This is a genomic window from Streptomyces longispororuber (genome assembly GCF_024448165.1).
Lineage (GTDB): Bacteria > Actinomycetota > Actinomycetes > Streptomycetales > Streptomycetaceae > Streptomyces > Streptomyces longispororuber_A.
The window spans coordinates 1-26,895 of sequence record NZ_JAMOLN010000144.1 but is presented as its reverse complement, the minus strand read 5'-3'; the positions used below and the strand labels follow the sequence as shown (position 1 = coordinate 26,895).

At 73.1% G+C, this 26,895-nt stretch carries 17 protein-coding genes; 5 read left to right on the top strand and 12 right to left on the bottom strand.

Annotated features, from left to right (window positions below):
* On the top strand, positions 1–813 hold an 813-nt coding region (locus M4J07_RS32465), incomplete at its 5' end, for an SDR family oxidoreductase (protein WP_255977670.1).
* Positions 814–819: 6 nt separating this feature from the next.
* Here the strand turns inward: M4J07_RS32465 and M4J07_RS32460 are convergent.
* On the bottom strand, positions 820–1,251 hold the full coding sequence (locus M4J07_RS32460) for a PPOX class F420-dependent oxidoreductase (protein WP_255977668.1): 432 nt from the start codon (positions 1,249–1,251) through the stop codon (positions 820–822).
* 67 nt (positions 1,252–1,318) lie between these two features.
* Positions 1,319–2,158, bottom strand: a complete 840-nt coding sequence (locus M4J07_RS32455) for an enoyl-CoA hydratase/isomerase family protein (protein WP_255977666.1) — start codon at positions 2,156–2,158, stop codon at positions 1,319–1,321.
* A gap of 129 nt (positions 2,159–2,287) precedes the next feature.
* Between M4J07_RS32455 and M4J07_RS32450 the strand changes: the two genes are divergently transcribed.
* Positions 2,288–2,869, top strand: a complete 582-nt coding sequence (locus M4J07_RS32450; protein ID WP_255977664.1) for a TetR/AcrR family transcriptional regulator — start codon at positions 2,288–2,290, stop codon at positions 2,867–2,869.
* A complete protein-coding gene (locus tag M4J07_RS32445; RefSeq protein WP_255977662.1) occupies positions 2,866–4,257 on the top strand; it encodes an MFS transporter in 1,392 nt (463 codons plus the stop codon). Before M4J07_RS32450 ends, M4J07_RS32445 begins: the two co-directional genes overlap by 4 nt.
* Before the next feature lie 40 nt (positions 4,258–4,297).
* Here M4J07_RS32445 and hemC read toward each other — a convergent pair whose 3' ends face one another.
* From hemC to M4J07_RS32410, 7 genes are all read right to left on the bottom strand, one after another.
* Positions 4,298–5,230 (bottom strand): hydroxymethylbilane synthase, encoded by a 933-nt coding sequence (gene hemC / locus M4J07_RS32440; RefSeq protein WP_255977660.1) that lies wholly within the window; start codon positions 5,228–5,230, stop codon positions 4,298–4,300.
* Between the two features lie 25 nt (positions 5,231–5,255).
* Positions 5,256–6,014 carry a PIG-L deacetylase family protein gene (locus tag M4J07_RS32435; RefSeq protein WP_255977658.1) on the bottom strand — a complete coding sequence of 253 codons (759 nt, stop codon included), beginning with the start codon at positions 6,012–6,014 and terminating at the stop codon, positions 5,256–5,258.
* Between the two features lie 158 nt (positions 6,015–6,172).
* Positions 6,173–7,477, bottom strand: a complete 1,305-nt coding sequence (locus M4J07_RS32430; protein ID WP_255977656.1) for an alpha/beta fold hydrolase — start codon at positions 7,475–7,477, stop codon at positions 6,173–6,175.
* 89 nt (positions 7,478–7,566) lie between these two features.
* Positions 7,567–8,592, bottom strand: a complete 1,026-nt coding sequence (locus M4J07_RS32425; protein WP_255977654.1) for a LacI family DNA-binding transcriptional regulator — start codon at positions 8,590–8,592, stop codon at positions 7,567–7,569.
* A gap of 136 nt (positions 8,593–8,728) precedes the next feature.
* A complete protein-coding gene (locus M4J07_RS32420; protein WP_255977652.1) occupies positions 8,729–11,914 on the bottom strand; it encodes a family 78 glycoside hydrolase catalytic domain in 3,186 nt (1,061 codons plus the stop codon).
* Positions 11,915–11,932: 18 nt separating this feature from the next.
* Positions 11,933–15,286: a glycosylhydrolase-like jelly roll fold domain-containing protein gene (locus M4J07_RS32415; protein ID WP_255977650.1), complete on the bottom strand. Its 3,354-nt coding sequence runs from the start codon at positions 15,284–15,286 to the stop codon at positions 11,933–11,935.
* Between the two features lie 31 nt (positions 15,287–15,317).
* Positions 15,318–17,924 carry a beta-L-arabinofuranosidase domain-containing protein gene (locus M4J07_RS32410; RefSeq protein ID WP_255977648.1) on the bottom strand — a complete coding sequence of 869 codons (2,607 nt, stop codon included), beginning with the start codon at positions 17,922–17,924 and terminating at the stop codon, positions 15,318–15,320.
* 277 nt (positions 17,925–18,201) lie between these two features.
* On the opposite strand from M4J07_RS32410, the gene M4J07_RS32405 reads away from it, so the two are divergent.
* Together M4J07_RS32405 and M4J07_RS32400 are read left to right on the top strand one after the other, a co-directional pair.
* Positions 18,202–21,171, top strand: coding sequence for a glycosyl hydrolase (locus M4J07_RS32405; RefSeq protein WP_255977646.1), 2,970 nt, complete (start codon positions 18,202–18,204; stop codon positions 21,169–21,171).
* An 83-nt stretch (positions 21,172–21,254) separates the two neighbouring features.
* A complete protein-coding gene (locus M4J07_RS32400) occupies positions 21,255–24,350 on the top strand; it encodes an alpha-L-rhamnosidase (RefSeq protein WP_255977644.1) in 3,096 nt (1,031 codons plus the stop codon).
* 147 nt (positions 24,351–24,497) lie between these two features.
* On the opposite strand, the gene M4J07_RS32395 is transcribed toward M4J07_RS32400, so the two are convergent.
* From M4J07_RS32395 to rhaS, 3 genes are all read right to left on the bottom strand, one after another.
* Positions 24,498–25,523 (bottom strand): LacI family DNA-binding transcriptional regulator, encoded by a 1,026-nt coding sequence (locus M4J07_RS32395; protein WP_255977642.1) that lies wholly within the window; start codon positions 25,521–25,523, stop codon positions 24,498–24,500.
* Positions 25,516–25,836, bottom strand: coding sequence for an L-rhamnose mutarotase (locus tag M4J07_RS32390; RefSeq protein ID WP_255977640.1), 321 nt, complete (start codon positions 25,834–25,836; stop codon positions 25,516–25,518). Before M4J07_RS32390 ends, M4J07_RS32395 begins: the two co-directional genes overlap by 8 nt.
* A gap of 17 nt (positions 25,837–25,853) precedes the next feature.
* Positions 25,854–26,895: rhamnose ABC transporter substrate-binding protein (gene rhaS / locus M4J07_RS32385; RefSeq protein WP_255977638.1), on the bottom strand; the 1,042-nt coding region annotated here is incomplete at its 5' end.

Here is a 26,895-nt window from a genome sequence, read left to right as displayed (position 1 = left end):
GTCCTGGTGACCGGGGGCGGCACCGGGCTCGGCCGGGCGGTGGCGGCGGAGTTCGCGCGGCTCGGCGCGGCCGTCATGATCGTGAGCCGCAAGGCGGAGCATCTGGCGCCCGCCCGCGAGGAGTTGGCGGCGATCGAGGGTGCGGGGCTGGTCACGGCGGCGACCTGCGACATCCGTGACGCGGGCCGGATCGCCGAGGTCTTCGACGCGGCGGTGGCGGCGCACGGGCAGCTCCCGGACGTCCTGGTGAACAACGCGGCCGCCAACTTCCCGGTGCCCGCCGAGGAGTTGACGCCGAACGGCTGGCGCTCGGTCGTCGACATCACGCTCAACGGGACGTTCTTCATGACCCGCGAGTTCGCCCGCCGGCACCTCGCCGCGGGGACGCCCGGTTCGGTGATCGCGGTCGGCGCGTCGTACGCGTGGACGGGCGGTCCGGGGTTCGCGCACAGCGCGGCGGCGAAGGCGGGCGTGAAGAACCTGGTGGAGACGCTGGCCGTGGAGTGGGGCCCGTACGGCATCCAGGTCAACGGGCTGGTGCCGGGCCTCATGCCGCACGACGACATGACGCCCGACATCCGCGGCAACCTGGACCGGGCCGAGGACCCGGCGTCCAGGCAGCCCGCTCTCCGGGTGGGCGCGCCACGGGAGTTGGGCTGGGCGGCGACCTTCCTGGCGTCTCCCTACGCCCGGTTCGTCAGCGGCCACACGCTCGTGGTGGACGGGGCGAACTGGCAGCGGCGCGGCCCGGTCAACGCTCCCGTCGTGCCGGTGCGCGAGCAGTTGGGGCGGGGGCCGTTCGCGGCCGACTGACACGGCTCAGCCGATCCGCCGGCCGTAGACGTGGTCGACGGTCATCGTCATCAGCACGCGGCGGTCGGACACCATGACCGACCGGTACTCGTCCCAGTCGGGGTGCTCGCCCGCGGCCTCGCGGTAGTAGGCGACGAGGGCCTCGACCTCGGGGCCGTGCGGGTCCGTACCGGGGCCGACGAGCTCCACCGTGCCCTCGGCGGTGGCCCAGGCGCGGCCGTCGGGGCTGGTGACCTCCAGGGCGGCGCGCGGGTCACGGCGCAGGTTCGCGGTCTTCGCCCGGCCCTCGGTCATCGAGACGTAGAGCTTCTCGGCCGCCGGGTCGTAGAAGGGCATGACCGGGGAGAGTTGGGGGCGGCCGTCGGACTTCAGGGTGGCGAGGACGCCGAGCCGGCTCTCGGCGAGCAGGGCGCGCGGGTCGTACGAGGAGGTGGTCATGGCGGGATTATCACCCGCCTCCACGCGTACGGCGCGGCACACCGGCCGACCGCTGCCTCACGCACCCTCACGCGCCGCGGAACTCCGGCGGCCTGCGTCCGGCGTGCGCGGTGAAGCCCTCCGTCGCGTCGTCCGACGTGAGGGTGAGGGCGGCGCTCATGGCGACCCGGTCGAGAGCGGCGTCGAGTCCGGCGTCGGCGTAGGCGTCGATGTCGCGCTTCACGGCCTGCACGGCGAGCGGGGCGTTCGCCGCGGTCTCCGCGGCCACCTCGCGTGCGGCCTGTTCCAACTCCGCGGGTTCCACGACCTGTTGGAGCAGGTGGAGCCGGAGCGCGGTGTCCGCGTCGATGCGGCGTCCGGTGAGCGCGAGGAACTTGGCCCAGCCGGCGCCCGCCTCGCGTGCGATCCGCAGATCGCCGCCCGCGTCGACGGAGACGCCCAGCCGGGCCTCCGGCAGGGCGAACACCGCGTCGTCGGCCGCGATCCTGACGTCCGCCATGAGGGCCAGCTCGAAGCCGAAGCCCAGGCAGTACCCCTGCACGGCCGCGACCACGGGCTGCGGCAGGCGGGCGAACGCGGCGAACCGCTCGTGGATCCAGCGGATCCCCTCGTAGTAGCCGCGGCTGCGCGCCGCCACACTGTCGCCCTCGATCCCGCCGCCGGGCGCGGTCACGTCGATGCCGGCGCAGAAGGCCCGCCCCTCGGCCCGCAGCAGGACCACGCGGATCCGGTCGTCGAACCGGATCCGGTCGGTCAGCACCCCGAGCTGGCGGCTGGACTCCCAGCTCCAGGCGTTGAGCTTGGCCGGACGGCAGAGCGTGAGCACGCCGATGCCGCCCTTCTCGACGTCGAGCCGTACCCGGCACGCCTCGCCCTCGGGGATCTCCGTGTCGGTGATGTCGATCATGTGGCGCCCCTGTCCGGCCGTCGGCGTGCCTGGCGGCGCGCAGCGTAGTGCGGGCCGTCCGCACAGTGAAGGGACGCGAGGCGGACAGATGAGTAGACACTGTCTACTCATCTGGGGTAGACAGTGTCTATGCAGAGTGACGACAGCGGCGGCGGGCTCCGCGACCGCCTCATCCGTACGGGCGTGGAGCTGGTGGACGCCGAAGGCGTGGGGGCCCTGTCCCTGCGGGAGATCGCGCGCAGGGCGGGCGTCTCGCACGGTGCGCCCCGGCGTTACTTCCCCACGCACCTGGAGCTCCTGTCGGCGATCGCCCGGCGCGGTTTCGCCGATCTCGGCGCGCGGGTGGCACAGGCGGTGCGGGACGGTGACGCGGACCCGCGCGCCCGGATCGCGACGCTCGCCGCCGTCTATCTCGACTTCGCGGCGCGCCATCGCGGCATGTACGAGCTGATGTTCCGTCACGATCTGCTGGAGAGCAACGAGTTGGGGCTGCGCGAGACCAGCCTGCCGCTGTTCGGGATGCTGGTGGAGCTGGTCGCCGTCGTGCGCCCGCAGGCCGAACCCGCCGTCGTCGCGGGCGCGTTGTGGGCGAACCTGCACGGGGTCGCCCAGCTGTGGGGCTGGGGCAGCCTGCAGCTGGCGGCCGGTTCGGACGACGTCGAGCCGCTGCTGCGCGCGGTCCTCGACGCCCACCTGGGACCGCGGACATGAGCGGCGCGGGGCTCCTGCACCGCCGGGTCACGCTCGCCGGGAGCGTGCTGGGAGCGGTCCTCGTGGCGCTCGACGGGACGGTCCTGACCATCGCCCAGCCCGCGCTCCAGCGGGACCTCGGGGCGTCGCTCGCGCAGGTCCAGTGGACCAGCACCGGCTATCTGATCGCGGTGGCGAGCCTGCTGGTGTTCGCGGGCCGGCTCGGCGACCGGTACGGGCACCGGCGGCTCTTCGCGTACGGCATGCTCGGGTTCGCGGCGGCGTCGGCGGGCATCGGGTGCGCGCCCGGCGTCGGCTGGGTGATCGGACTGCGGATCGCCCAGGGTGTGTGCGGCGCGCTGCTGCAGCCCGCGACGCTCGGCATGCTGCGCGCCGCGTACCCGCCGGACCGGCTGGGCATGCCGATCGCCCTGCGGACCAGTGCCATCGGTGTCGCGGCGGCCGCCGGTCCGCTGATCGGCGGGGTGCTCACGGCGCGTCTCGGCTGGCGCTCGGTGTTCTTCCTCGGAGTGCTGCCCGCCGTGGCGATCGCCCTCCTCGTCCTGCTCGTACGCGACCGGGAGCCGGCGGCGCGGCCGCGCACGGCCGGCCTGGATCCGGGCGGGGCGCTGCTGCTGGGGTCGGCGCTCGCCTGCCTGGTGACGGCGCTGGTCGCGGTGCCGGGGGCGGGCTGGTCGGCGGGTGCGGTGCTCGCGGCCTGCGGGGCGTGCGCGGCCGGGGCGGCGTTCGTCGTCCACGAGCGCCGGACGGCACATCCGCTGCTCTCCCCCGCACTGCTGGCCTCCCCCGTCGTGGCGGCGGCGCTCGGCATCCTGCTGTCGGCCTCGGCGGCGCTGTTCGGCACGCTGTTCACGGCCACGTACTTCCTGCAGGACGTGCTCGGTCTCGACCCGCTCGACACGGCCCTGCGGATGCTGCCCGTCGCCCTGTGCATGGTGCTCGCGGCGCCGCTGAGCGCGGTGCTGCTGCGCCGGTCCGGGGCGCGGGCGACGACGTCGGCGGGGATGGCGCTCATGGCGGCGGGGGTCTTCGGGTTCGGCCGGCTCGACACCTCGGCGACCCGACTGGCCGTCGGGGCCTGCGCGTTGGCGATGGGCACGGGCTTCGGCACGGTGATGGTCAGCGCCACCGAGGTCCTGGTGCGCCGGGCCGCCCCGGGCGAGGCGGGGGTGGCGGGCGGCCTGCAGCAGACCGCGATGAACGTCGGGCCGACGCTCGGGGTGGCGACCGCCACGACGCTGCTGGCGTCCGGGACGGACTTCGTGGCGTCGATGGGGACGACCCTGACGGTGCTCGCGGCACTGGTGGTCGCCGTCGGTGCGACCGCGCTGCGGCTGCCGGGCGGGACGCGTACCGCGGCGGAGGTCCCGCGACCGACCACGGAGTGACCGCGCGCCGCACGGCGCCCCCGGTGCGCGGTCGCGTCGGTCAGTGCTCGATGCCGTCGATGAGTTCGCGCGCCCCCTGCCGCAGCAGCGCGACCGCCACGGACATGCCCAGGGTGGCGGGGTCGAGGGGCCCCGCCCACTCCTGCGCGTTCAGCACCCGCTTCCCGTCGGGCGTGAACACACAGGCCCGCAACGACAGATCGCCGCTGCGCTCGGCCCGCGCGTACCCGGCGACCGGCGAGTTGCAGTGCCCCTGGAGCACGTGCAGGAACATCCGCTCGGCCGTCGCCTCCCGCCAGGTGTCCCGGTGGCCGAGCCCGCTCACCGTGTCGAGCGTCGCCTCGTCGTCGGCCCGGCACTGCAGGGCGAGGATCCCCGCCCCGATCGGCGGGCACATCAGCTCCGGCGCGAGCACGTCGGTGATGACGTCGGTGCGCCCGATGCGCTCCAGGCCGGACAGGGCGAGGAGCAGGACGTCCGCGTCGCCCGCCGCGAGCTTCTGGAGCCGCCGGTTGGCGTTGCCGCGCATCGGCACGCACGTCACGTGCGGGTGGCTGGCGGCGAGTTGGGCGACCCGCCGGACCGACGAGGTGCCGATGCGGGTGCCCTCCGGCAGTTCGTCGAGCGTCCGCCCGGCCGGGTCGATCAGCGCGTCCCGCACGTCGTCGCGCTTCAAGTACGCCCCGAACGTGCACCCTTCGGGCAGCGGCCGGTCCGCGGGGATGTCCTTCAGGCAGTGCACGGCGAGGTCCGCGTGCCCGTCGAGGAGCGCCTGGTCGACCTCCTTGGTGAAGGCACCCTTGCCGCCGAGCTTCGACAGGTCGCCCATCCACTTGTCACCGCTGGTGGTGACGGGCACGACCTCGGTGCGCACGTCCGGGTGGAGCGCGGCGAGTTCGGCGCGGACGCGCTCCACCTGGGCGAGGGCCATCGGGGAGGAACGGGAGACGATGCGGATCAGCTCGGCAGCCATCCCGCCACGATAGGGGACTCAGGCCTCAGCGGCTGAACACTTCGAACGGTACGGCCGGCTTTCCGCCGAACCTCTCGGCCGCTCCCTGCACGTTCTGCGTGAGGAACGTACGGCAGTAGGTCTCCGGGTCCTCGTCCGTCAACGCCTCGATGTACGTACGGTGTTCGAGCAGCGAGCGCACCGATCGCTCCAGGCCGTCCGTGGCGTCGACCGCGTGCGTCGGCTGCGCGGAACCGGCGACGGCGACCCACTTCACCCCGTTCCACGGCTCCAGGCCCTGCTCGGTCAGCTCGGGGAAGATCCACCGGTTGCCCGCGTCGGAGGCCGCGTCGAGCGTGGCCCGGCCGACGGCGACGTGGTCGGGGGTGTTCCAGTAGACGCCGCCCCAGGTGTCCCGGTGGTTGAGGGTGATGACGAGTTCGGGGCGGTGGCGGCGGATCGCGGCGGCGATGTCGCGGCGCAGGGCAGTGCCGTACTCGATGACGCCGTCCCGGTGGTCGAGGAACTCGACGGTGTCCACGCCGACGACGGCGGCACTGGCCCGCTGCTCCTGCTCGCGCAGCGGACCGCACTTGGCCGGTTCGAGGGTGTCGATACCGGCCTCGCCCCGGGTGGCGAGCACATAGCCGACCTCGCGTCCGGCGTCGGTCCACGAGGCGATGGCGGCGGCGCAGCCGTACTCCAGGTCGTCCGGGTGGGCAACCACCGCGAGGGCACGCGTCCAGTCCTCCGGCATGGGCTGGAGCTGGGCGTTCGGGTTCGCATTCGATTCCGGCAGGCTCATGCGGCCAGCGTATGTCGCGGCGGGTCGGTTCGACGGGCTACAGCCCGTGAAGCCCGGCCGGAATGAAGTGTTCCCCACGGACGCGCATTCAGGACGTCGTCCATGCCCCGCACCGCCCGGCTTCCCCCCGACCCTGGCCAGGGGGAAGCCGCGTCACGTCACACCTCGCCGCGCACCATCCCGAGGAGCCGGTCGAGGACGCGTGGGCCGCCGGCTCGGAGGCCGTCGTGTTCGAACTCGTTCGTGACCCAGGGGCGCAGGCCGCGGATCGCGGCGGCCGTGCGCAGGGCGTGCTCCGTGTCGACGTACATGTCGTCGTGGTAGACGGCCGCCGCCACCGGCACCTCGTTGGCGGCCAGCCGGACCGGGTCGTACAGCGGGGCCCACTCCGTGCGGGACGCCAGGAGGTGGGCGGCCTCGCGCAGTGGCCGCAGTGCCGGGTCGAGGTCGAACTGCCACGGGTGGACGGACTCGCCCGTGAAGAGCAGCGGCCCGCCGGACGCCAGCGTCTTCTCGCCGTCGAACTGCGGGAACTCGCCGCGCACCCGCTCCGCCGACCAGTCCGTGGCCCGCCCGCCCTGGGCGTAGATGGCCTCGTGCACCACGGCGTACAGCGGGTGGGCCGCGTACGACAGTGCGGCCGCCGTCTGCTCCAGGAACGCGTCGGACAGTTCGCGCCCCGCGGGGGTCCGGACGAACGCGTCCTCCAGGAGGTGGTGCAGCCGGTCGCTGCCGTCGCTCCCGCCGAGCCAGATGCCAAGGGACTGGAACGCCTCCAGCGTCAGCCGGTAGCCGTTGGGCAGGGCCGGCTCGTGCTCCAGGACGTACGTGGCGATCTCCCGCGCCCGCTCGACGTCCATCGGGTAGCGGGCGTAGTGGGCGCGGACCTTGCGCTCGATGCGCGGGAAGGCGGCGCGGTAGACGTCGTCGGCGTGGCCGTCCAGGGTGGGCAGGCCGCCGGTGATGAGGGCCGCGGTGAGGCCCTCGGGGGCGGCCGACAGGTAGCGGACGGCGCAGAAGCCGCCGAAGCTCTGGCCGAGCACGGTCCAGGTCGCACCGCCGGTGACCTCGTGGCGGATCAGCTCGCAGTCGCGGACGATCGAGTCGGCACGGAAGTGCGTGAGGTACTCGGCCTGCGCGTGGGCGTCGCCGCGCAGCGGCAGCGTCTGGCGGTTGACGGGCGTGGAGGCGCCCGTGCCGCGCTGGTCGAGGAGGAGGACGCGGTGGTCCTGGAGGGCGCGGCCGAGCCAGGCCTGCTTGCCGGAGAACCGGTTGGCGCCGAAGCCGGGACCGCCCTGGAGGTAGACGAGCCAGGGCAGTTCCTCGTCCTCGCGGCCCGCGGCGACGGCCTCGCGCGCGTACACCTCGATCCGCTCGCCGTCGGGGGCGGTGTGGTCCAGCGGGACGGAGAAGCGGCGGTCGGTGAGGACGACCCCGGCCTGTCGGTAACGCGCGGCGCTCAAAGCGACTCCAGTACGGATGACGGTGCGGGCGGCCCGGTATGCGGACGTCCGGGCCCGCCGCCCAGTTCAGCACATGGCCCCGTCCGGCGTCAGCGCGGGCCCAGGCTGGACCCCCGGACGACGAGCTCGGGCTGGAGCACGACGCGGCGGTGTTCGTGGCGGCTGCCGTGGTCGGCGGCGTCGATCTCCTCCAGGAGGAGGTCGGCGGCGAGGGCGCCCATGGTGACGGCGGGCTGGCGCACGGAGGTGAGCGGGACGGCCGCCGCGGCGGCGAACTCGATGTCGTCGTAGCCGACGATCGCGATGTCCTCGGGCACCCGCACCCCGGCCGCGTACAGGGCCTGGAGGACGCCGAGGGCGAGCAGGTCGTTGGCGCAGAAGACGGCGGTGGGCCGGTCGGCGAGGCCGAGGAGGCGGGCGCCCGCGTCGCGGCCCGCCGCCACGTCCAGGCGTTCGGTGGGCAGTTCGTGCAGCGCGCCGGCGGGCAGTCCGGCCTCGTCGAGCGCCCGCAGCGCGCCCTGCCTGCGGTCCTTCACCTGGTTGAGGGCGGGCGGCCCGCTCACGTAGGCGATCTTCCGGTGGCCCGCGTCGACGAGGTGGCGCACGGCGAGCGCTCCGCCGTTCACGTCGTCGACGGAGACGGAGCACTCGGTGGCGCCCTCGGCGACCCGGTCGACGAGCACGAACGGGATGTCGTGCCGGCGGAACTGCTCCACGGTCCGCCCGGTCGCCTCCGCCGGGGTGAGGAGCACGCCGCGCACCCGCTGTTCCGCGAAGAGGGAGAGGTACTCGGCCTCCTCGGCGACGCTCTGCGCGCTGTTGCAGACCATCACGCCGAGCCCGGCGTCCCGGGCGGCGCGCTCGGCGCCGCGCGCGACGTCCACGAAGAACGGGTTGCCCATGTCGAGGACGAGCAGGCCCATGATGCGGCTGCGGCCGGCGCGCAACTGCCGCGCCGATTCGCTGCGGACGTAGCCGAGCCGGTCGATGGCCGCGACGACCCGGGCCCGGGTCTCGTCGGCGACGGTGTCGGGTCGGTTGATGACGTTGGAGACCGTACCGACGGACACCCCAGCGGCTCGGGCGACGTCCTTGATCCCCACGGACTGTGCCATCGGGTGCGGTCCTCCAGGTGAGCGGGTGCGGCAGGGGGGAGTGTACGTGGGACGGCCCCGTCCTGTTCGATCAGTCGGACCGTCGGAGGCGGGGCGAGGCGGGGCGGTCCCGGCCGCCCCGCCTCCGACGGGCCGGTCACACGGCCGGCTCGTACGTCGACGTGAACGTCCACGTGCCGGCGCCCACCTCGAAGCTCGCGACGCCGTCCGCGCCGCCGACGGGTCGTGCGCCCCGCGGCGCCCGGACGTCGCCGGAGCTGACGGGCATCTCGACGCGGGCGGTGCTGCCCGCCGGCACGGTCGCCGTCAGGGTCAACCGGGCGCCGTCGCGCCGCCATTGCGTCGCCGCCTCGCCGTACGGGGTGGTGCGGGTGGCGCGGGCCGAGGTGAGGTCGCCGACGACGGCGGGGGCGATGCGCAGGTGCCGCTGGCCGACCGAGTCCGCCGTCTGGTCGAGCCCGGCCAGGCGCTGGGTGAACCAGGCGTCGATCGCGCCGAGCATGAAGTGGTTCTGCGACTGGCCGGAGCCGCCGTCCCAGCTCTCGCCGAGCGCGGTGTTGCCGGCGAGGACCTGGAAGCCGTAGCTGGGGGACGTCGTCCGTGTCGCGATCTTGTAGACGACGTCGTCGCGTCCCGCCTCGGACAGGACGCGGAACGCGGCGGGCAGCGAGATCTCGCCGAGCAGCAGGTGGTGGTCGGCGGCCTCGACCGAGGACACCAAGTGGGCGAGCAGCCGGGCGCGTTGGCCCGCCGGGTAGGCGCCCATGTCGAGTGCGAGGGCCTCGGCGCCCTGTCCGCCGCCGCCGAACGTGCCCGTCTCCTGGTCGTAGTAGGCGTCCGACAGCGCCTTGGCGCTGGTGTCGGCCTTGGCCCGGTAGGTGGCCACGTCGTCGTCCTCGCCGAGCACGCGGGCGATGTCACTGAGCGCGTTCACGACGCGCCAGTAGCCGTACGTGCCGGAGACCGCCTTGGGGAACGTCTTGTCCGGGGTGAACCAGTCGCCGAGCGAGTAGTCGAGGATGCCGCCGGAGACCTTCTGCTCCAGGAACGTCACGTACTTCTTCATCTGCGGGTAGTAGGCGCGCATCGTCTCCTTGTCGCCGTACGTCGTGTAGAGCTGCCAGGGCACGAGGACGAACGCGCCGCCCCAGTTGGCGTCGTTGCGGTAGGTGCCGGCGAGCTGGACGTAGTCGGGGACGGTGGACGGGACGAGGCCGTCCGTCGTCTGGGCGTCGGCCATGTCGCGGACGATCTTGCGGAGGTAGGACCGCATGTCGTAGTTGGCGGCGAGGGTGGGGAAGACGAGCTGGTCCTGTTCCAGCCAGCCGAGCTTCTCGCGGCTGGGGCAGTCGGTGAGGATGCTCATCATGTTGCCCTCGACGGCCCGGCGGGTGATCCGGTGGATGCCGTTGATGAGGTCGTTCGAGCTGGTGAAGGTGCCCGCGGAAGCGTTGTCGGCGCGCAGCACCTTGCCGCGCACGGAGACCTCGGCGCCTTCGGGGAGGCCACGGATCTCGACGTAACGGAAGCCGTGGTAGCTGAACTTGGGGTGCCAGGTCTCGGTCCGTGCACTGCCCGTGGTGTAGCTGTCCCACAGGGGTGCGCCGACGTTGCTGATGGACTGGTCGGCGTGGCCGTTCTTGAGGCTCTCGGCGGGGTAGGCGCGGATCGTGGTGCCGCGGGGGGCGGTGACGGTGAGCTCGGGCCAGCCCGCGATGTTGCGGCCGAGGTCGAAGATCCGGCTGCCCTCGGCCGCGCCGCTCACCTCGGTGCCGTCGAGCGTCTCGACGACGCGGACGGGTTCGGTCTCGCGGGCGCTGAGGGTGGCGGGCGCGTCGGCGGCGTCGACCTCCGTCGCCTGTTCCCAGGCCGGGTGGCGGCTGGTGGGGACGCGGCGCGCGTCGTAGTCCTCGCCGCCGTACCAGTTCGAGGACGTGGTGGCGCCGAGCGTGGTGCGCCAGTCGGTGCCCGTGCCGATGCGGCGGACGCTGCCGTCGGCGAGGGTGATCTCCAGCTGGGCGATCAGTTTCGGGTCGGACCGGTTGCCGTAGAGCTTGCGGTAGCGGTCTGCGGTGGAGAGCTGGTTGGCGATGCCGTTGCCGAGTTCGACGGCCAACTCGTTTGTTCCGCCGTGGAGTTGGCGGGTCACGTCGTACGTGGCGTACTGGACTCGGTCGGCGAAGTCGGTGTTGGCGGGTTCGAGGACGGCGTCGCCGACGGGCTTGCCGTTGAGGTGCGCGTCGTACACGCCGAGGCCCGCCACGTAGAGCCGGGCCGAGCGGACGCCCTTGGGGAGCGTGAAGTCCTTGCTGAAAAGCGGGAGTCCGGAGGGCAGGTAGGGCGTGGGCGGGCGCTGGCCGGTGACCCGGGCCGCGGTCGCGTACGGGCCGTCGGCCGTGTCCGCGGTGGACAGGGCGTAGTCGACGGGGAAGCCGGGGACGCGGCCGTCGTCGGTGAGGACGTCGGCGCGCGGGTACAGGACGACCTGGTCGAAGGTACTGGCCTCCTTGAGGTCGAGGGTGAGGGTGACGGGCGCGTCGGGGCCGGTGTGGGCCGGGCTCTGGTAGCCGGCGGCCTGCGACCAGGCGCTGTTCGTGAGGCCGTCCACCGCCAGTTTCGGTTCCCACACCTTGCGTTCGGTGTCGGTCTCGGAGGCGGTGACGGTGGCGCCCTCGGCGAGGTCGGTGCCGGGCGTGCCGGAGTCGCGGACCTCGATCTCGGCGAGCTGGAGGCGGTGAGCGAGGGCCGGGAAGTCGTCGGCGAGGGGCAGGCCCAGCTTCGTCACGTCGAGGCGTACGTAGCGTGCGGTGGTCCGTGGGAGGGTGACGGTCACCGGCTCGACGGTGCGCCTGCCGAGCTCCCAGTCCTGGTGGGTGATCCAGTCGGCGGACCAGTCCTTCGCCTCGGTGAGGCCCGTCTCGAAGACGGCGGGTGCGCTCCAGTCGGCGGCGCGGGCGGCGCCCGGCGCCCACAGCTGGACCCGCCAGTACACGCGGGTGCGGGAGCCGAGGCCGCGCCCCGCGTACGTGGTCTGCGGGACGGTCGAACCGACCTTGCCCGAGTCCCACAGGTCGGCGCGCCCGGCGGCGAGTGCGGCGCGGCTGGTGGCGGCCTGGACGCGGTAGGCACTCTGAGCGGCGCCGCGCAGCTGCCAGCTCAGTTCGGGTGTGGTGTCGTCGATGCCGAGGGCGTCGGCCAGGTGCTGGGTGCGCAGCTCGGCCGCCGTGCTCCGTGCGGCGGGGGCGGCCGTGGCGGACGGGGCGACGGTGACCAGGGCGGTGAGCGCGGTCGCGAGCAGCAGGGAGTGTCTGCGTCGGGTCATGGCGGTGGGCCTCCTGGGTCAGGCGCGGGCGGGCGCGAGGTCGACGGTGAGGGGGCGGCCGGGGCGCAGGACGACCGGGCCGAGCAGTCCGGAGGGCAGCGGCTTCTTGCGTTCGTTGGAGAGGGTGTTGGAGACCCGGACCGCGATCCGGTTGCTGCCGGGCTTGAGTGCGTCCGTCACGTCCACGGTGTACGGAGCCCAGAGGGCGGGGCCGAACTCCTTGCCGTTGACGGTGACTTGGGCGACCTCGCGGACGGAGCCGAGGTCGAGGACGAGACGGCGTCCGGTGAGCGCGGCGGCGTCGAGGGCGATGTCCTTGGTGTAGGTGCCGCTGCCGGAGTGGAGGGGCGCGAGGTCGCTCCAGGTGCCGAGGGGCCGGGTCACCGGTTCCGCGCCGTCCGCGGCGAGGGTGAGGGTCCAGTCGCCGTCGACGGGGATCGGGGTGAGCGGGTCGGTGACCTCGACGCTTCCCGCGTAGGTGCGGTCGCCGTCACGGCCGGTGAGGCGGTGGGTGCCGGGCCGTTCGGCGCGGGCGGTGACGCGCAGCCCCTTGCGGACCCGGGTCACGGCGGCGACCGGGAGCCCATCGGCGTCGGTGATGTACGGGGTGGCGGCGGCCCGGTGGCGCACGACGACGGCGAGCGTCTCGTACGGGTCGAGGACCAGCGGCAGCCGGACGCCGTCCCGGGTGGGCAGGCCGCGGACGGGGGCGGGCCTCACCGTGCCGGTGGCCGGGTCCCACAGCTCGGGTTCGCCGTGCGCGGGCAGCAGGGCCGTGGTGCCGACCCGGGTGCCGCTCTCGTTGTTGAACAGGAACGCGGTGTCGGCGCCGCGCGTGGTGCGCAGGACGCGGACGGCGTCGGCGGCGGGTTCGAGGACGGCGGCCCGCACGGACGCCGCGCTCGCCACGTCGGCCAGGCCGTCCGGCTCGTCGACCCGTACGGCCCGCGTCCCCTTGAACAGCTTGCCGAGCTCGCGGGCGAGCGCCGCGTCGTCCCCGTCGGCGGCGAGCGCGGCCGGTGCGCCGACGGCGACGACGGTGCCGCCGGACCGGGCGAACGCGGTCAGGGTGCGGACGGTCGCGGTGTCCAGGACGGGGGTCGCGGGCACCACCACGAGTTCGTAGGCGGCCCGTCCCACCCGCAGCAGCCCGCCGTCGGTCTCCGCGTGCGCCAGGAGCGCCCGGTCGCCGCTGAGGGCGCCTTCGTGGACCAGGTCGAAGTCGACCTGCGCGCGTTCCAGGGCGTAGGCGGCGTCCGCGAAGGCGCCGTCGACCTCGCCCATGCGCGCCGTGGTCGTGAACTGCTCGGCGGCGCGCTGGGGTTGGAGGAGCGCGGTGCGGGCGGCGGAGGTGCCGCGGGCCAGTTCCATGACGCGTCCGATCCATGCGGAGACCGGCGGCATCGACCACCACCAGGGGTTGCGGGGGCCGAACGGCGGCGCGAAGTAGACGTGGGTCTCGTCGGTCCACAGGGCGTGCAGGACGGCGAGGTTGATGCCACGGGTGGCGTACGCGCCGACGAGGGCCCGCATGAAGTCGGGGGCGATCTGCCAGCCCATGTTGCCGAACATCTCCATGAGGACGCGTGGCCGGCCGGTCTGGTGGGCGACGGAGGCCGGGTTGCGGGGGTCCATGGTGGGGGTGTTCAGCTCGTACTCGGCGGTGATGCAGTCGCCGCCCGGCACCTGCGCCCACTGGTTGATCTTGTGGAGGTCGCCGGTGGAGGCGATCCGCTTGGACGGGGCCGTCTCGTCGTAGAGCGGGTTGGTGATGAGCCGGACACCGCGCTCGGCATACCACTCGGACTGCTTCTCGAAGTAGCGGGAGAACCGGTCGGAGACGGCCTGCCAGTACCGTCCGCGCAGCACCCGGCCGCGCTCGCCGAGGTCGTCGAAGGCGCTCGCGTACGCGGGGCCCGGTGCGGCGCCGACGGCGTCGAGGGCGGCGGCGAGCGCGGGCGACCAGGGGCGGCGCTTGAAGGAGTGCGGCTGGGCGGAGGCGATGAAGGGTTCGTCGTCCCAGAAGCCCTTGACGACGGTGCCGAAGTAGCGGCGGAAGCGGCGGTGGTACTCGCCGGGCACGATGTCGAGGAACAGCTCGGCGGGTTCGTCGTCGAGGAGGTCGAGGTAGCCGCGGGCGTAGCCCGTCGAGTCGTCGGTGAGGTCGATGCCGCCGAACAGGTCGATCTGCCAGGCGCCGGCCGGGACCCGCCAACTGCCTTCCCTGAGGCGGCCGGTGAGGTCCACGAGGTCGGCCGCGTCGCTCGTCCCGACCGGGCGGGCGGTCGCCGCGGCGGGTGCGGGCGCGCTCTTCGGCGCGGTCCTGGCCGCGAAGTCCCCGGCGGCGGACGAGTCGTCGTAGGTCTGGGTGTAGAGGGTGGCGCCGTCGGCGCCGGTCACCGTCAGCTCCTCCCACAGGGCGCGCTGGCCGTCGCGGGCGTGCACGCCGACGCCGTGGTGGCCGGACGTCTGTTCGGTGACGGTGCCCTTGTCCTTGCCGTCCAGGGTGACGGAGACGGTCGCGCCGCTCACGGTGACGGCGAGGGTGTGGAACTTGGTCTTGTTGAAGCCGTCGGTGCGGGTGGACCGGGCGAGCTGGGTGGCCGTGCCGTCGGCGACGCGGGACTGGGTGACGACGCCGGTCTGGTCGAACTCGACGAGGATGCCGTCGCGTCCGTCGGGCGCGGCGCGCACCAGCAGTCCGGCGGCGAGCACGTCGGGCCTGGCGCTCGCGGTGACGGTGCAGTCGCCCCAGTCGGTGCCCGTGCGCAGCACGGCGGGGCCGGCGAGGACGGCGGCGTCGGCGATGAGCTGTCCGGTGTCGACGCCGACCCCGGTGGTCTCCGCCAGGCGTACGGTGGCCGGCCCCTGGACGACGGCGGTGGACCGCCACAGGCCTTTGAGCCGCAGGTCGGGGCGCGGCTCGTAGGTCCGGGAGCCGACGGTGCCGCCGTTGGTGACGAAGTATCCGGCGCGTCCGCTCGGGAAGTGGTTGTCGTTGAACAGCCACACCTTCATGCCGGTCTTCTCGGCGGTCTCCAGGACGTGTCCGACGATGTCGAACCAGCCCTCGGTGAAGAAGGCGGGCTGCATCTCCGCGTTGTCGTAGGGGAAGACGACGACCTCGTAGAGGCCCTTGGCCCGCAGGTCGGCCAGCTGGGTGTCGACGAGTTCGGGGGTGACGGGGCCGTTCCAGTACCAGTACACGGCGGGCCGGCTGTCGCGGCGCGGGTCGGCGAAGCCGGCCGCGTCGAAGCCGGCGGCGCCGTCGGCGTGGGCGAGCGTGGGCAGGCCGCCGGTGAGGGCGGCGGCGGTCAGGGCGGAGAGCGCGACGAAGCCGCGTCTGGACAGGGCGGGGTGCGGTGCGGGCATGGCGGGTCCTTCTCCAGGAGGGTCGGGCGGCTCAGGCGCGGGCGAGCGCCGCGACGTCGGCGGCGGGCAGTGCCCGGTTGTGGATGCGGAATCCGGCGACGGCGCCGTGCAGGTACGGGTGGCTGGGGTTCTGGGAGCGGCCGAGGTAGTTGCGGGCCGTCGCGCCGAGCAGCAGCGGCGAGGAGACGAAGGCGTCGTTGCGGCCCGCCTCGACGCCGTCGACGTACAGGACGCCGCTGCCGTCGCCGACGGTCAGCGCGACGTGCGCCCAACTGCCGGTCGGCAGGGGTGCGTTCGCGTCGACGAAGTCCTCGCCCTCCATCCCGGCGATCTTCAGCGCGGCACGGGGCCGCCCGGTTCCGGTGCGGACGGCGAGGAAGAGGTAGGTCGCCTTGTGGTAGCCGAGGTCGAAGACGCGGGCCGAGTTGGTCTGGGTGTCGACGCGGACCCAGGCGCTGACGGTGAGTTCGGTGAGTCCGGTGATCAGGCCGGGCGGCAGCGCGACGTGGCCGCCGGTTCCGTCGAGGGCGACCGCCGCGGTGCGTCCGTCGCGGCCCGTGGTCCAGGCGGCGCCGCCGGAGAGCAGTCCGTCGGGGTGGCCGCGGGTGCCGTCCGCGACCGCGGTGCCGGCGCCCTCGGCGAGGAGGTAGCGCGCGGTCTCGCGGGGGCGTCCCGGCCGTGGTGGCGTCGCGAAGTAGACGTTGTAGTGCTGGTGGTGGATCTGGTGGAAGGGGCGCAGGGAGATCTCGGTGCCGTCGGCCTGCACGGCGGTGAACTCTGATCTGCCCGGGGTGACTTGGCGTACGGAGTCGCGGTCGAGGGTGGGGATCGTGGGTGAGGTGACGGTGCCGTACGCCCCGGCGAGGACCAGGGGTCCGTGGGTGAGGGCCCGCACGTGCGGGTTGTCTGGGGCGGGTCGCCAGGTCGGGGTGCGGGGGAAGGTGAGCTCGACGGTGTCGCCGGCGGACCAGTGCCGGTCGAGGGTCAGGTACGTGCGCGGTGCGGCGTCGGACGTGTCGACGGCGCGCCCGTTGACCGTCACGCGCGGCGGGCGGGGCCGGTCGGCGTCGGCGAGCCAGCCGGGGACCCGCACCTTGAGCCGGAAGCGGGCCGCGCCGCGGGTGACGGTGATCCGCACCGGGGCGTCCGTGTCCGGCCCGCCACCGGTCTGACGCAGCGTCACTCCGGTGTCCCGCCAGTGCACTTCGGACGGGATGAACAGGTTGACGTACAGGGCGGCGGCGCGTCCCGTCCCCGTCGATCTGAAGTAGACGGTGTCGGCGAACTTGGTGTGGGTCTCCAGGCCGGTGCCGTGGTCGCAGGAGAAGTTGTCGTAGTCGCTGCTGTAGCTGCCGGGCGCGGAGCCGAGGCCGCCCTTGGGCTGCCGCTGCGATCCGGCCCACAGGCCCGTGTAGTACGTGACGTAGCCGTGTGCGGAGTCGGGGTCCTGCTCGCCCAGCATCTGGTTGTACAGGGCCCATTCGTGGTGGTCCATGTACGCGGCCCGGTCCGGGTCGTGCAGGAACAGGCGGCGGCCGAGCTTGAGCATGTTGTAGGTGTTGCAGTTCTCGCAGGTGTCCTCGGAGAGCCGGCTGACGATCTCGCCGGGCGGCCCGAAGAACTCCTGGTTGGAGTTGCCGCCGATGACGTACGAGTGGTCGTGGACAACGATGTCCCAGAAGTGCGCGGCGATCGACCGGTAGCGCTCCTCGCCCGTGGCGTCGTACAGCCTGGCCGCGCCGACGATCTTGGCGATCTCGGTGTTGGCGTGGTGTCCTTCGAGTTCGTCGCGTCCGTCGGCCAGCGGACCGAAGAGGTCCTCCTGGTCGAAGCGGCGCGCGGTGCGCAGCGCGGTCGCGTCGCCGGTGGCCAGGTGCAGGGCGGCGAGCACCTCGTTCATGCCGCCCCACTCCACGCGCAGGACGTTGCGCACCTGGGTGGCGTCCAGGGGGGCCATGCGTGCCTCGACCCAGCCGGCCATTCCCGTGAGGACGTCGAGGGCCTGGGCGTTCCCGGAGAGCCGGTACTGGTCGAGGAGTCCGGCCATGATCTTGTGGATCGTGTAGTAGGGCGCCCAGGGCTTGCCGCCCGCCTCCAGGTCGGCGAAGACCTTCTCGGGGAAGGCGGACAGGTATCCGTCCGTGAACCCGGCTGCGGGCGCGGCGCGTTGGCACTCGGCGAGCGCGGCCACGAGGTGACGGGCCTTGGCGGCGTACGCGTCGTCGCCCGTGTTGGCGTGGGCGAACGCGAGGCCCGACAGGAGGTGCCCGGTGGTGTGTCCGCGCAGCTGGACGTCCGGCGCCTCCCAGCCGCCGCAGGGTTCGGCGGCGGAGGGCAGGCCGACGTTCGTCCGGAAGGTGTGCAGGAGCCGGTCGGGGTCGACGGCCTTCAAGTAGGCGCACGTACGGCGCATGTTGGCGCGGAACGGGCTGTCGAGGAGGGTCACGTCGGACAGATCGAACTCGGCGAGCGCGGGTCCGGATGCTCCGGCCGGTCCGGGCGAACCAGGCGATGCGGGCGAGCCGGACGGTCCGGTGGCGGCCGCGCCCGCCGTGCCGGGCGCGAGCCCCAGCACGACGCCGGCCGCCACCCCCGTTCCCGCGACGAAGTGGCGTCTGGTCAGCTCCGGTCCGGGCATGCGGCGGCTCCTTTGCGCGTCCGTACGACAGGGAGGGTGCGGTGCGGCGGGCGCACCCGGCGGGTGGCCAACAGGGCGACGACCAGCAGGACTTGAATCGTTTCGCTCCGCACCGTCGGCAACTCTGCGCGAGGCCGCACCGCCTGTCAATCCACTTGCACAGGTGCGCTTGGTGCACACCTCTTGCCAGCAGTCACGGCTGCACGTAGGTTCCTCCACCCCACATTGAATCGTTTGAAACCGTTCAACCGCCGCATGACCAGGAACGAGGAGAGTCATGAGCCTGCGCCGTCGGACCGTGCTGAGAATGGGCGCCCTGGCCGGGGCGGCGACGGCGCTGCCGTGGACCGGGGCGGTGCCGGCCGTCGCGGACGCCGCCGGCCCGGCGCCCGTCCGCGCACCGTCACCCGCGCCCGCCGTGCGCCCCAAGTTCCGCTGGTGGTGGCCCGACGCGCTGGTCGACACCGGTGAGATCGCCCGGGAGATCCGGCAGATCGCGGCGGCCGGTTTCGGCGGTGTGGAGATCGCGGCCGTCACGCACAGCATGGACGAGCAGCTCGACACGGTCCGGTACGGCTGGGGCACCCCGGCCTGGCGCGCGGCCGTGGAGGCGGCGCTGCGCGAGGCGAAGAAGCGCGACGTGGTGGTGGACCTGACGATCGGCCCCGCCTGGCCGGCCGCGGTGCCGTCGATCACGCCGGACAGCCGGGCCGCGTCGCAGGAACTCGCCCACGGCGTCGCCGTGCTGGCGTCCGGAGCGGCGTACGACGGGCCGGTTCCGGCCGCCGTCAGTGAGGCCGGGGACGGGGTCACGGACCAGCGGCTGCTGCTCGTCCAGGGCGTGCGGGTGTCGGCGGGCAGCACGCCGACGGCGGTGCCGGTCCGCCTCGACCGGGACACGGTCACCGACGTCACCGGCCGGGTGAGCGGCGGACGGCTCGCCTGGACCGCACCCGACGACGGGGCGATCTGGCTGCTCGTCGCGTACTGGGAGCGCGGCTCGGGCCAGCGGCCGGAGGGCCGCGACCACACCACTCCCCTCGCCTATGTCGTGGACCACTTCAGCGATTCGGGCACCCGCGCGGTCACCGACTTCTGGGAGCGGCACATCCTCACCCCGACGATCCGGGGCCTGCTCAAGGAGACGGGCGGCACGCTCTTCGAGGACTCCATCGAGATCGAGACCGACGCGACGCTGTGGACCCCGGCGCTGCCCGCCGAGTTCGAGCGCCGCATGGGCTACTCGCTGCTCCCCCACCTGGCGACGTTCGTCGAGAAGAAGGAGAAGTACGCCTTCAGCTTCGAGTCGTCGCTCGACAAGGCGGTCCGGCGCGACGTGATGGAGGTCGTCACCGAGCTGTACGTGGAGCATCACCTGCGGCCGCTGCAGAAGTGGGCGCACACGCTGGGGCTGAAGCTGCGGATCCAGCCGTACGGCCTGGAGACCGACGCCGTCTACAAGTCGGCGCTGCTCGACGTCACGGAGGGCGAGTCCCTCGGCTTCAAGAACCTGGACGACTTCCGCTGCCTGGCGGGCGGCCGCGACATGGGCGGCCGGCCGCTGGTGTCGAACGAGGCGGGCGGCACGGCCGGCGGCGCCTACGCCACCACGTGGACCGACACCCTGAAGAAGCTGGTCACGCAGTACGCGGCCGGGGTCAATCAGGCCGTCTTCCACGGCTTCGGGTACGCGGACGCGCCGGGCGCCCAGTGGCCGGGCTTCGCCGCGTTCTCGCCGTACAAGGGGGCCGCCGGGTACGGCGAGGCGTGGGGGCCGCGTCAGCCGCTGTGGCGGCACACGCCGCAGGTCGCGGGGTTCTTGGCCCGGGTGCAGCAGGTGCTGCAGACCGGCGTGAACACGGTCGACGTCGGGATCATGCGGCAGAAGGGCTACGCGGGGTCCGGGCTCGGCGCGCCCTGGTTCACCAGTGACGGCGTCCCCGTCGGCTGGACACACACCTTCCTCAGCCCCCGACTGCTCGGCCTGCCCTCCGCGGTCGTCCGCGACGGGCGCCTGGCCCCGGACGGGCCCGCGCTCAAGGCGCTGGTCGTCGACGGCGACATCATGATCGGCCGGGAGCACACGCTCCAACTCGACGTTGCTGACAAGTTGTTGGGGTACGCGCGGGCGGGCCTGCCCGTCATCGTCATCGGCGACTGGTCCGACGCGCACGTCCCCGGCCTCGCCGGGCCGGGCGACAACGAGCGGCTGCGCGCACTCATCGCCGAACTCCAGGAGCTGGACACCGTCCACACGGTCGCCGACCGCCCCGACGTCCCGGCGGCCATCGCCGCGCTCGGCCTGACCCGTGACGTCGAGTACGCGCAGGCGTCGATGCTGCTGCACGCCCACCGCGTGGCCGACGACGCCGACCACTACTTCTTCGCCAACGACGCGGTCAGCAAGAAGGGTTCGACCGGGACCCGCATCACGCACGACGTCACGCTCACCGCCCACGTGAAGGGCGCGATCCCGTACCGCCTCGACCCGTGGACGGGCGACGTCACCCCGGTCGCCCGGTATACGCGCACCGCCGACGGCCGGTTCCGCCTCACCGTCGACCTGCAGCCGGGCGCGGTCACCGTCATCGTCCTGGCCCGGCCGTCCGGCGTCGCGCCGAAACGGCACGCCGTCGCCACGCAGGCCGACGACGTCCGGGTCCGCGAGGGCGGTCACCTGGAGATCAGGGCGTCGGCCGCGGGCACGTACACGACGACCCTCGACGACGGCCGGACGGTCACCACGACGGTCGGCGCGGTGCCCTCCCCCGTGCCGCTCACCGCGTGGACGCTGACCGTGGACGACTGGCGGCCGGGTGCGAGCGCCACCGAAACCGCCCATGAGCAGCGCGAGTTGACGCTGGACACGCTGGCGCCCTGGACGCGGCTGCCCGGTCTGGAGGACGTCTCCGGCATCGGCCGCTACCGCACCACGGTCCGCCTGGGCGACGACTGGGACCCGGCACGGCACGGCGCGCTGCTCGAACTGGGCGGCGTCTTCGACACGTTCACCGTGCGCGTCGACGGCCACGACCTGCCGCCCGTCGACCAGCTCACCCGCGTCGCCGACCTCGGCGCCCGGCTGCGGCCCGGCACCCACACCATCGAGATCGAGGTGGCGACGACGCTGCTCAACCGGCTCCGGGTCGCCCGCCCCGACGTGTTCGGCGGCGCCAAGCGGCAGGACTACGGACTGACCGGCCCCGTCCGCCTCGTGCCGTACGCGCGCGCGACCGTACGCACCTGACCCCCCACTCCACCGACCAGGACCGCACCGCACCGACCCTGCACGTCACAGAGCACCTTCACCGTCGAAGGGAAACCTGACAGATGAGCAGCGACATCCGCCGCAGGACCGTGCTCGCCGCGACCGCGGGCGCCGTGCCCGTCGTGGCCGCCGCCGGCACGTTCGCGAGCGCCGCCCCCGCCCAGGCCGCACCGCCGGCCGACGGTGGCGGCGCCGTCACCGGCCTGACCGTCGAGCACCGCACCGACCCGCTGGGCACCGACGCGGCCCGCCCCCGCTTCGGCTGGCGCATCGGCGCCCCGGGCCGGGGCCTCACCCAGGGCGCGTACCGGATCCTCGTGGCGTCCGCGCCGTCGCGGCTCACGTCGGCGCGCGCCGACGTGTGGGACAGCGGGCGCGTGGCGTCGGCCGACTCGGTGGCCGTGGCGTACGACGGGCCCCGACTGCGGCCGTCCGTGCGGTACTTCTGGACGGTGACCGTCTGGGACGGCAAGGGCCGCCCGGTCGGCACCGCGTCCCCCGCGTGGTTCGAGACGGCGCTGCTGAGCTCCGACGGGGTGACCGGCTGGGACGGCGCGCAGTGGATCGGCATGAAGGGCAAGGCGCCGAACTCGGCGGGCGCGCCGCTGCTGCGCGCCGAGGCCGCCCTCACCCGGGGCAAGGCGGTGCGCGAGGCCCGGCTGTACATCTCGGCGCTCGGCGTCTACGTCGCGTACCTCAACGGCGAGCGCGTCACCGTCCCGCAGGACGGCGGCCGCACGGCCGAACTGCTCACGCCGGGCTGGACCAACTACGACATGACCGTGAACTACCTGACATACGACGTCACGGACCTGGTCGCGGACGGCGGGCGTGCGGTGACGCTCGCGGCGGTCCTCGGCAACGGCTGGTACAACAGCCGGGTCTCCGACGGCAGCACCTACTACTCGAAGGACGGCAACCCGCTCGCCCTCAAGGCCAAGCTGCTGATCCGGTACGCCGACGGATCGACGCAGACGCTCGTCACGAAGCCGGGCGACGGCTGGCGGGCCACCGACACGGGCCCGTACCGCGCGGACGACATCTACGACGGCGAGACGTACGACGCGCGCCAGGAGATCGACGGCTGGACGGCGAACGGCTTCGACGCCCGGGGCTGGTCCGACGTCGAACTGGTCGGCTACGCCGGGAAGTTCCCCGACGCGAAGCTCGTCGCCTACCCGGGCGAGAGCGCCCGCCTGATGGCGAAGTGGGACCGCCGCCCGCAGTCGGTCACCGTCTACGACGAGGTCACCGGCGCGTCGTCGAGCGCCAACGGCAAGGGCCGGATCGTGCCCGACCCGGCCCGCTCGACCACGAGAGAGCCGGGCCCGGTCACCCTGCGCCCCGGCGACACCGCCGTCTTCGACCTCGGCCAGAACATGGTCGGTGTCCCCCGCTACACGCTGCGCGGCCCCGCGGGCGCCCAGGTCGTCGTGCGGTTCGGCGAGATGCTCAACGACGACAGCGCGGGCGCGGACGGCCCGGTCGGCTCCCTGTACCGGGCCAACCTGCGCAGCGCCAAGGCCACCAGCACGTACACGCTCAAGGGCGCGCAGGACGGCGAGAACCATCAGGACGCGCTGACCTTCTACGGCTTCCGGTACGTCTCGGTGGAGGTGACGACGCCCGGCGCCGAGGTCACCGTCTCCGGCCTGACCGGCCGGGTCGGCACGTCCGCGATCCGGGACATCGGAGACGTCTCCACCGACAACGACGCCGTCAACCAGCTGATCAGCAACGTCCGTTGGGGCCAGCGCGGCAACTACCTGTGGGTGCCGACGGACTGCCCGCAGCGCGACGAGCGGCTCGGCTGGACCGGCGACACCCAGGTCTTCTCGAGCACCGGCCTCTACAACGCGGACGCCGTGCCGTTCCTCAGCCACTTCGAGGACATCCTCGTCGAGTCGCAGCGGATCTACGGCGTGGACGGCGCCCAGTTCACCGCCGTGGCGCCCGGCAACCGGTACAACGCGGCGGCGCCGTGCAGCGGTTGGGCCGACTGCGGGGTGATCGTGCCGTGGACGGTCTGGCAGATGAGCGGCGACACGACGATCGTCGACCGCAGCTGGGACGCGATGGTCCGGTACATCGCCTGGATCGAGCGGAAGGGCGGGGACACGTACGCGGGGCAGGGGGCGATCTTCGCCGACTGGCTGGCGTTCCAGAACACCGGCACCCAGCTGATGAGCGACGTCTACTACGCGTACAGCGTGCGGCTGATGGCGCAGATGGCGCGGGCCACCGGGCGGGACGCCGAGGGCAAGGCCTACGACGAGCTGTTCGGCAACATCCGGCGCGCGTTCATGGCGAAGTACGTGGAGGTCGACGGCGACCGGATCACCGTGCGGTCGAGCATCGGCGGGAAGCCGCCGATGGGCGGTGACCCCGAGGACGACAGCCAGTCGGCGCTGCTGTGGGTGCTCAAGCTCGGCTTCTACGACACGCAGGCCCAACGCCGCGCGCTGGTCGGCCTGTTGGCGGACAACATCGGCAACGACGCGGCGTACAAGGCCGCCCATCCGGACAGCGCTCGCGTGCAGTACGCGGAGAACACGCTCTCCGTCGGCTTCCTCGGCGTGAACGTCCTCGCGCCCGTCCTCACCGACGAGGGCCGCGCCGACCTGGCGTACGCGCTGCTGCACCAGAACGCGATGCCGTCCTGGCTGTACTCGGTGGAGAACGGCGCGACGACGGTGTGGGAGCGCTGGAACTCGTACTCGAAGGAGGACGGGTTCGGGCCGGTCGAGATGAACTCCTTCAACCACTACTCGTACGGCGCGATCATGGAGTGGATGTACGCGTACATGGCGGGCATCGCCCGGGATCCCGAGCACCCCGGCTTCCGCCGCTTCCGGCTGCAGCCGCACGTCGACCCGACGGGCGGCATCACGAAGGTGTCCGCCCGGCACCTGTCCCCGTACGGCGAGATCACCAGCGGATGGTCGCTGGCCAAGGACGGCACGCTGACGTACGAGGCGGTCGTGCCCGCCGGCACCGAGGCGACGCTGACCCTGCCGGCGGTGTCGGCGAACGCGGTGCGCGAGGGCCGGACGCCGCTGGCCGAGGTGGACGGGGTGCGTCTTGAGGGCTTCGCGGACGGACGGGCGACGTACCGGGTGGCGGCGGGACGGTACCGGGTGACCAGCACCGTGCGCTGACGCGCGGGAAGCAGCGGGTGAGGGGGCGGGCCGGCGCGGCCCGCCCCCTCGACACCCTGGATCTCCGGGCCCGGGCCGAGGCCGAGGGCGCCGGCCGCACCTTCGACGGCATCCGTCCGGGCCTGAGCGGCCCGCCCCGCACGCGCGTCACCCCCACGCCCTGCTCGATCCGCGCACCACCAACTCCGGCCGCAGCACGACGTGTTGATGGCGGTGCGCGGACGCCCGCTCCCCCGTCTCCTGGAGCAGCAGGTCCGCGGCGATGGTGCCGAGGGTGAGGGCCGGCTGCCGGACCGAGGTGAGGGGGACGGTGGCGGCCGCCGCGAACTCGATGTCGTCGTAGCCGACGATCGACATGTCGTCGGGCACCCGTATCCCGGCCGTGTAGAGGGCCTGGAGGACGCCGAGGGCGAGCAGGTCGTTGGCACAGAAGACGGCGGTGGGCCGGTCGGCGAGGCCGAGGAGGCGGGCGCCCGCGTCGCGGCCCGCCGCCACGTCCAGGCGCTCGGTGGGCAGTTCGCGCAGCAGTGTGGCGGGCAGGCCCGCCTCGGCGAGCGCTTTGAGGGCGCCCTCCCTGCGGTCCTGCACCTGCCGCAGGTGCGGCGGGCCGCTGACGAAGGCGAGGGCGCGGTGCCCGCCGGTGAGGAGGTGGCGGATCGCCAGGGCGCCGCCCGACACGTCGTCGACCGCCACCGAGCACCCCTCCTCGTCGCCGGCGACCCGGTCCACGACGACGTAGGGAATGCCGTGGCGCCGGAAGTCGCGCAGCGTCGCCCCGCTCGGGTCGGCGGGGGTGATCAGGGCGCCGCGCACCCGCTGTTCGGCGAAGAGGGAGAGGTACTCGGCCTCCTCGGCCGGGTTCTGGGCGCTGTTGCAGACCATGACGCCGAGCCCGGCGTCGCGCGCGGCACGCTCGGCGCCGCGCGCGATGTCGACGAAGAACGGGTTGCCCATGTCGAGGACGAGCAGCGCCATGATCCGGCTGTGCCCGGCCCGCAGTTGTCGTGCGTACTCGCTGCGGACGTAGCCGAGCCGGGCGATGACCTGCCGGACGTGGTGACGGGTGGCCTCGGAGACGCGGTGCGGCTGGTTGAGGACGTTGGAGACGGTGCCCACGGAGACTCCCGCGACCCGCGCCACGTCCTTGATGCCGACCGTCGAGCGCTCACGCAAGGTGGAAGACCTCGGTGAGCGGCCGCATCGCGGCGTCCGGTGCCTGCCCGTCCAGCGCCTCGAAGAACGCGCCCATCTCGGCCTGCCAGCGGGCGTTCACCTCGGTGGCGTCCATCGCGGCGCGCGCCGCGTCGAAGTCCTCCGTCTCCAGATAGCCGACGAGCAGTCCGTCGTCCCGCAGGAAGAGGGAGTAGTTGTGCCAGCCGGTGGCGGTCAGGGCCTCCCGCATCTCCTGCCACACGTCCGCGTGGCGGGCCCGGTACTCCTCGATCCGGTCGGCCTTGACCTTGAGCAGAAAACAGACGCGCTGCATCAACACCCCCTGGGCGATCAGAACTTGAACTGGTCGATGTTCGACTTGTCGAAGACGGTCGGCTTGCCGAGGGAGACGACGCCGTCCTTCTCGATGGTGAACTCGCCGAGGTCACCGGCCTTGAACGTCTCGCCCTCCTTGCCGGAGATCTGGCCGGACTCCAGGGCGACTGCGGTGTGCGCGGCGAGCGCGCCCAGCTTGGCCGGGTCCCACAGCTCGAACGCCTCGACGGTGCCGTTCTTCACGTAGGCCCGCATGTCGTTGGGGGTGCCGAGGCCGGTCAGCTTGACCTTGCCCTTGTACTTCGAGCCCGACAGGTACTGGGCGGCGGCCTTGATGCCGACCGTGGTCGGGGAGATGATCCCCTTCAGCTTCGGGTGCTCCTGGAGGAGGCCCTGGGTCTGCTGGAACGACTTCTGGGCGTCGTCGTCGCCGAACGCCGTCTTGACCAGCTTGATGTCCTTGTACTCGGGCTTCTTCAGCTCGTCCTTCATGTAGTCGATCCACGTGTTCTGGTTGGTGGCCGTCTGGGCCGCCGAGAGGATCGCTATCTCGCCCTTGCCGCCGATCTGCTTCGCGATCTGCTGCACCTGGGTGCGGCCGAGGTCCTCGGCACTGGCCTGCGAGACGAAGACGTTGCGGCAGTCGGCCTTGGTGTCGGAGTCGTAGGTGACGACGCTGACGCCGTTCTTCATGGCCTGCTTGAGCGCGGTGCACAGGGCGCCCGGGTCCTGCGCGGACACGGCGATGCCGTCGACCTGCTGCTGGGTGAGGGTGTTGACGTAGGAGACCTGTCCTGAGGTGTCGGTGCCGCTGCTGGTGCCGACCTCCTTGTACGTCGAGCCGAGCTCCTGCAGCGCCTTCTTGCCGCCGTTGTCGGAGGTGGTGAAGTACGGGTTGTTGACCTGCTTGGGCAGGAAGGCGACCGTGAGGCCCTTCTTGGTGGCGGCGTTCGGGTCGGCCTTGCCCGCGGCGGCGGACTTGGCGTCCTCCTTGTTGGCGTCGTCCTTGGTGGTGCCGCCGCAGGCGGTGGCGCCGAGGACGAGGGCGGTGGTGACG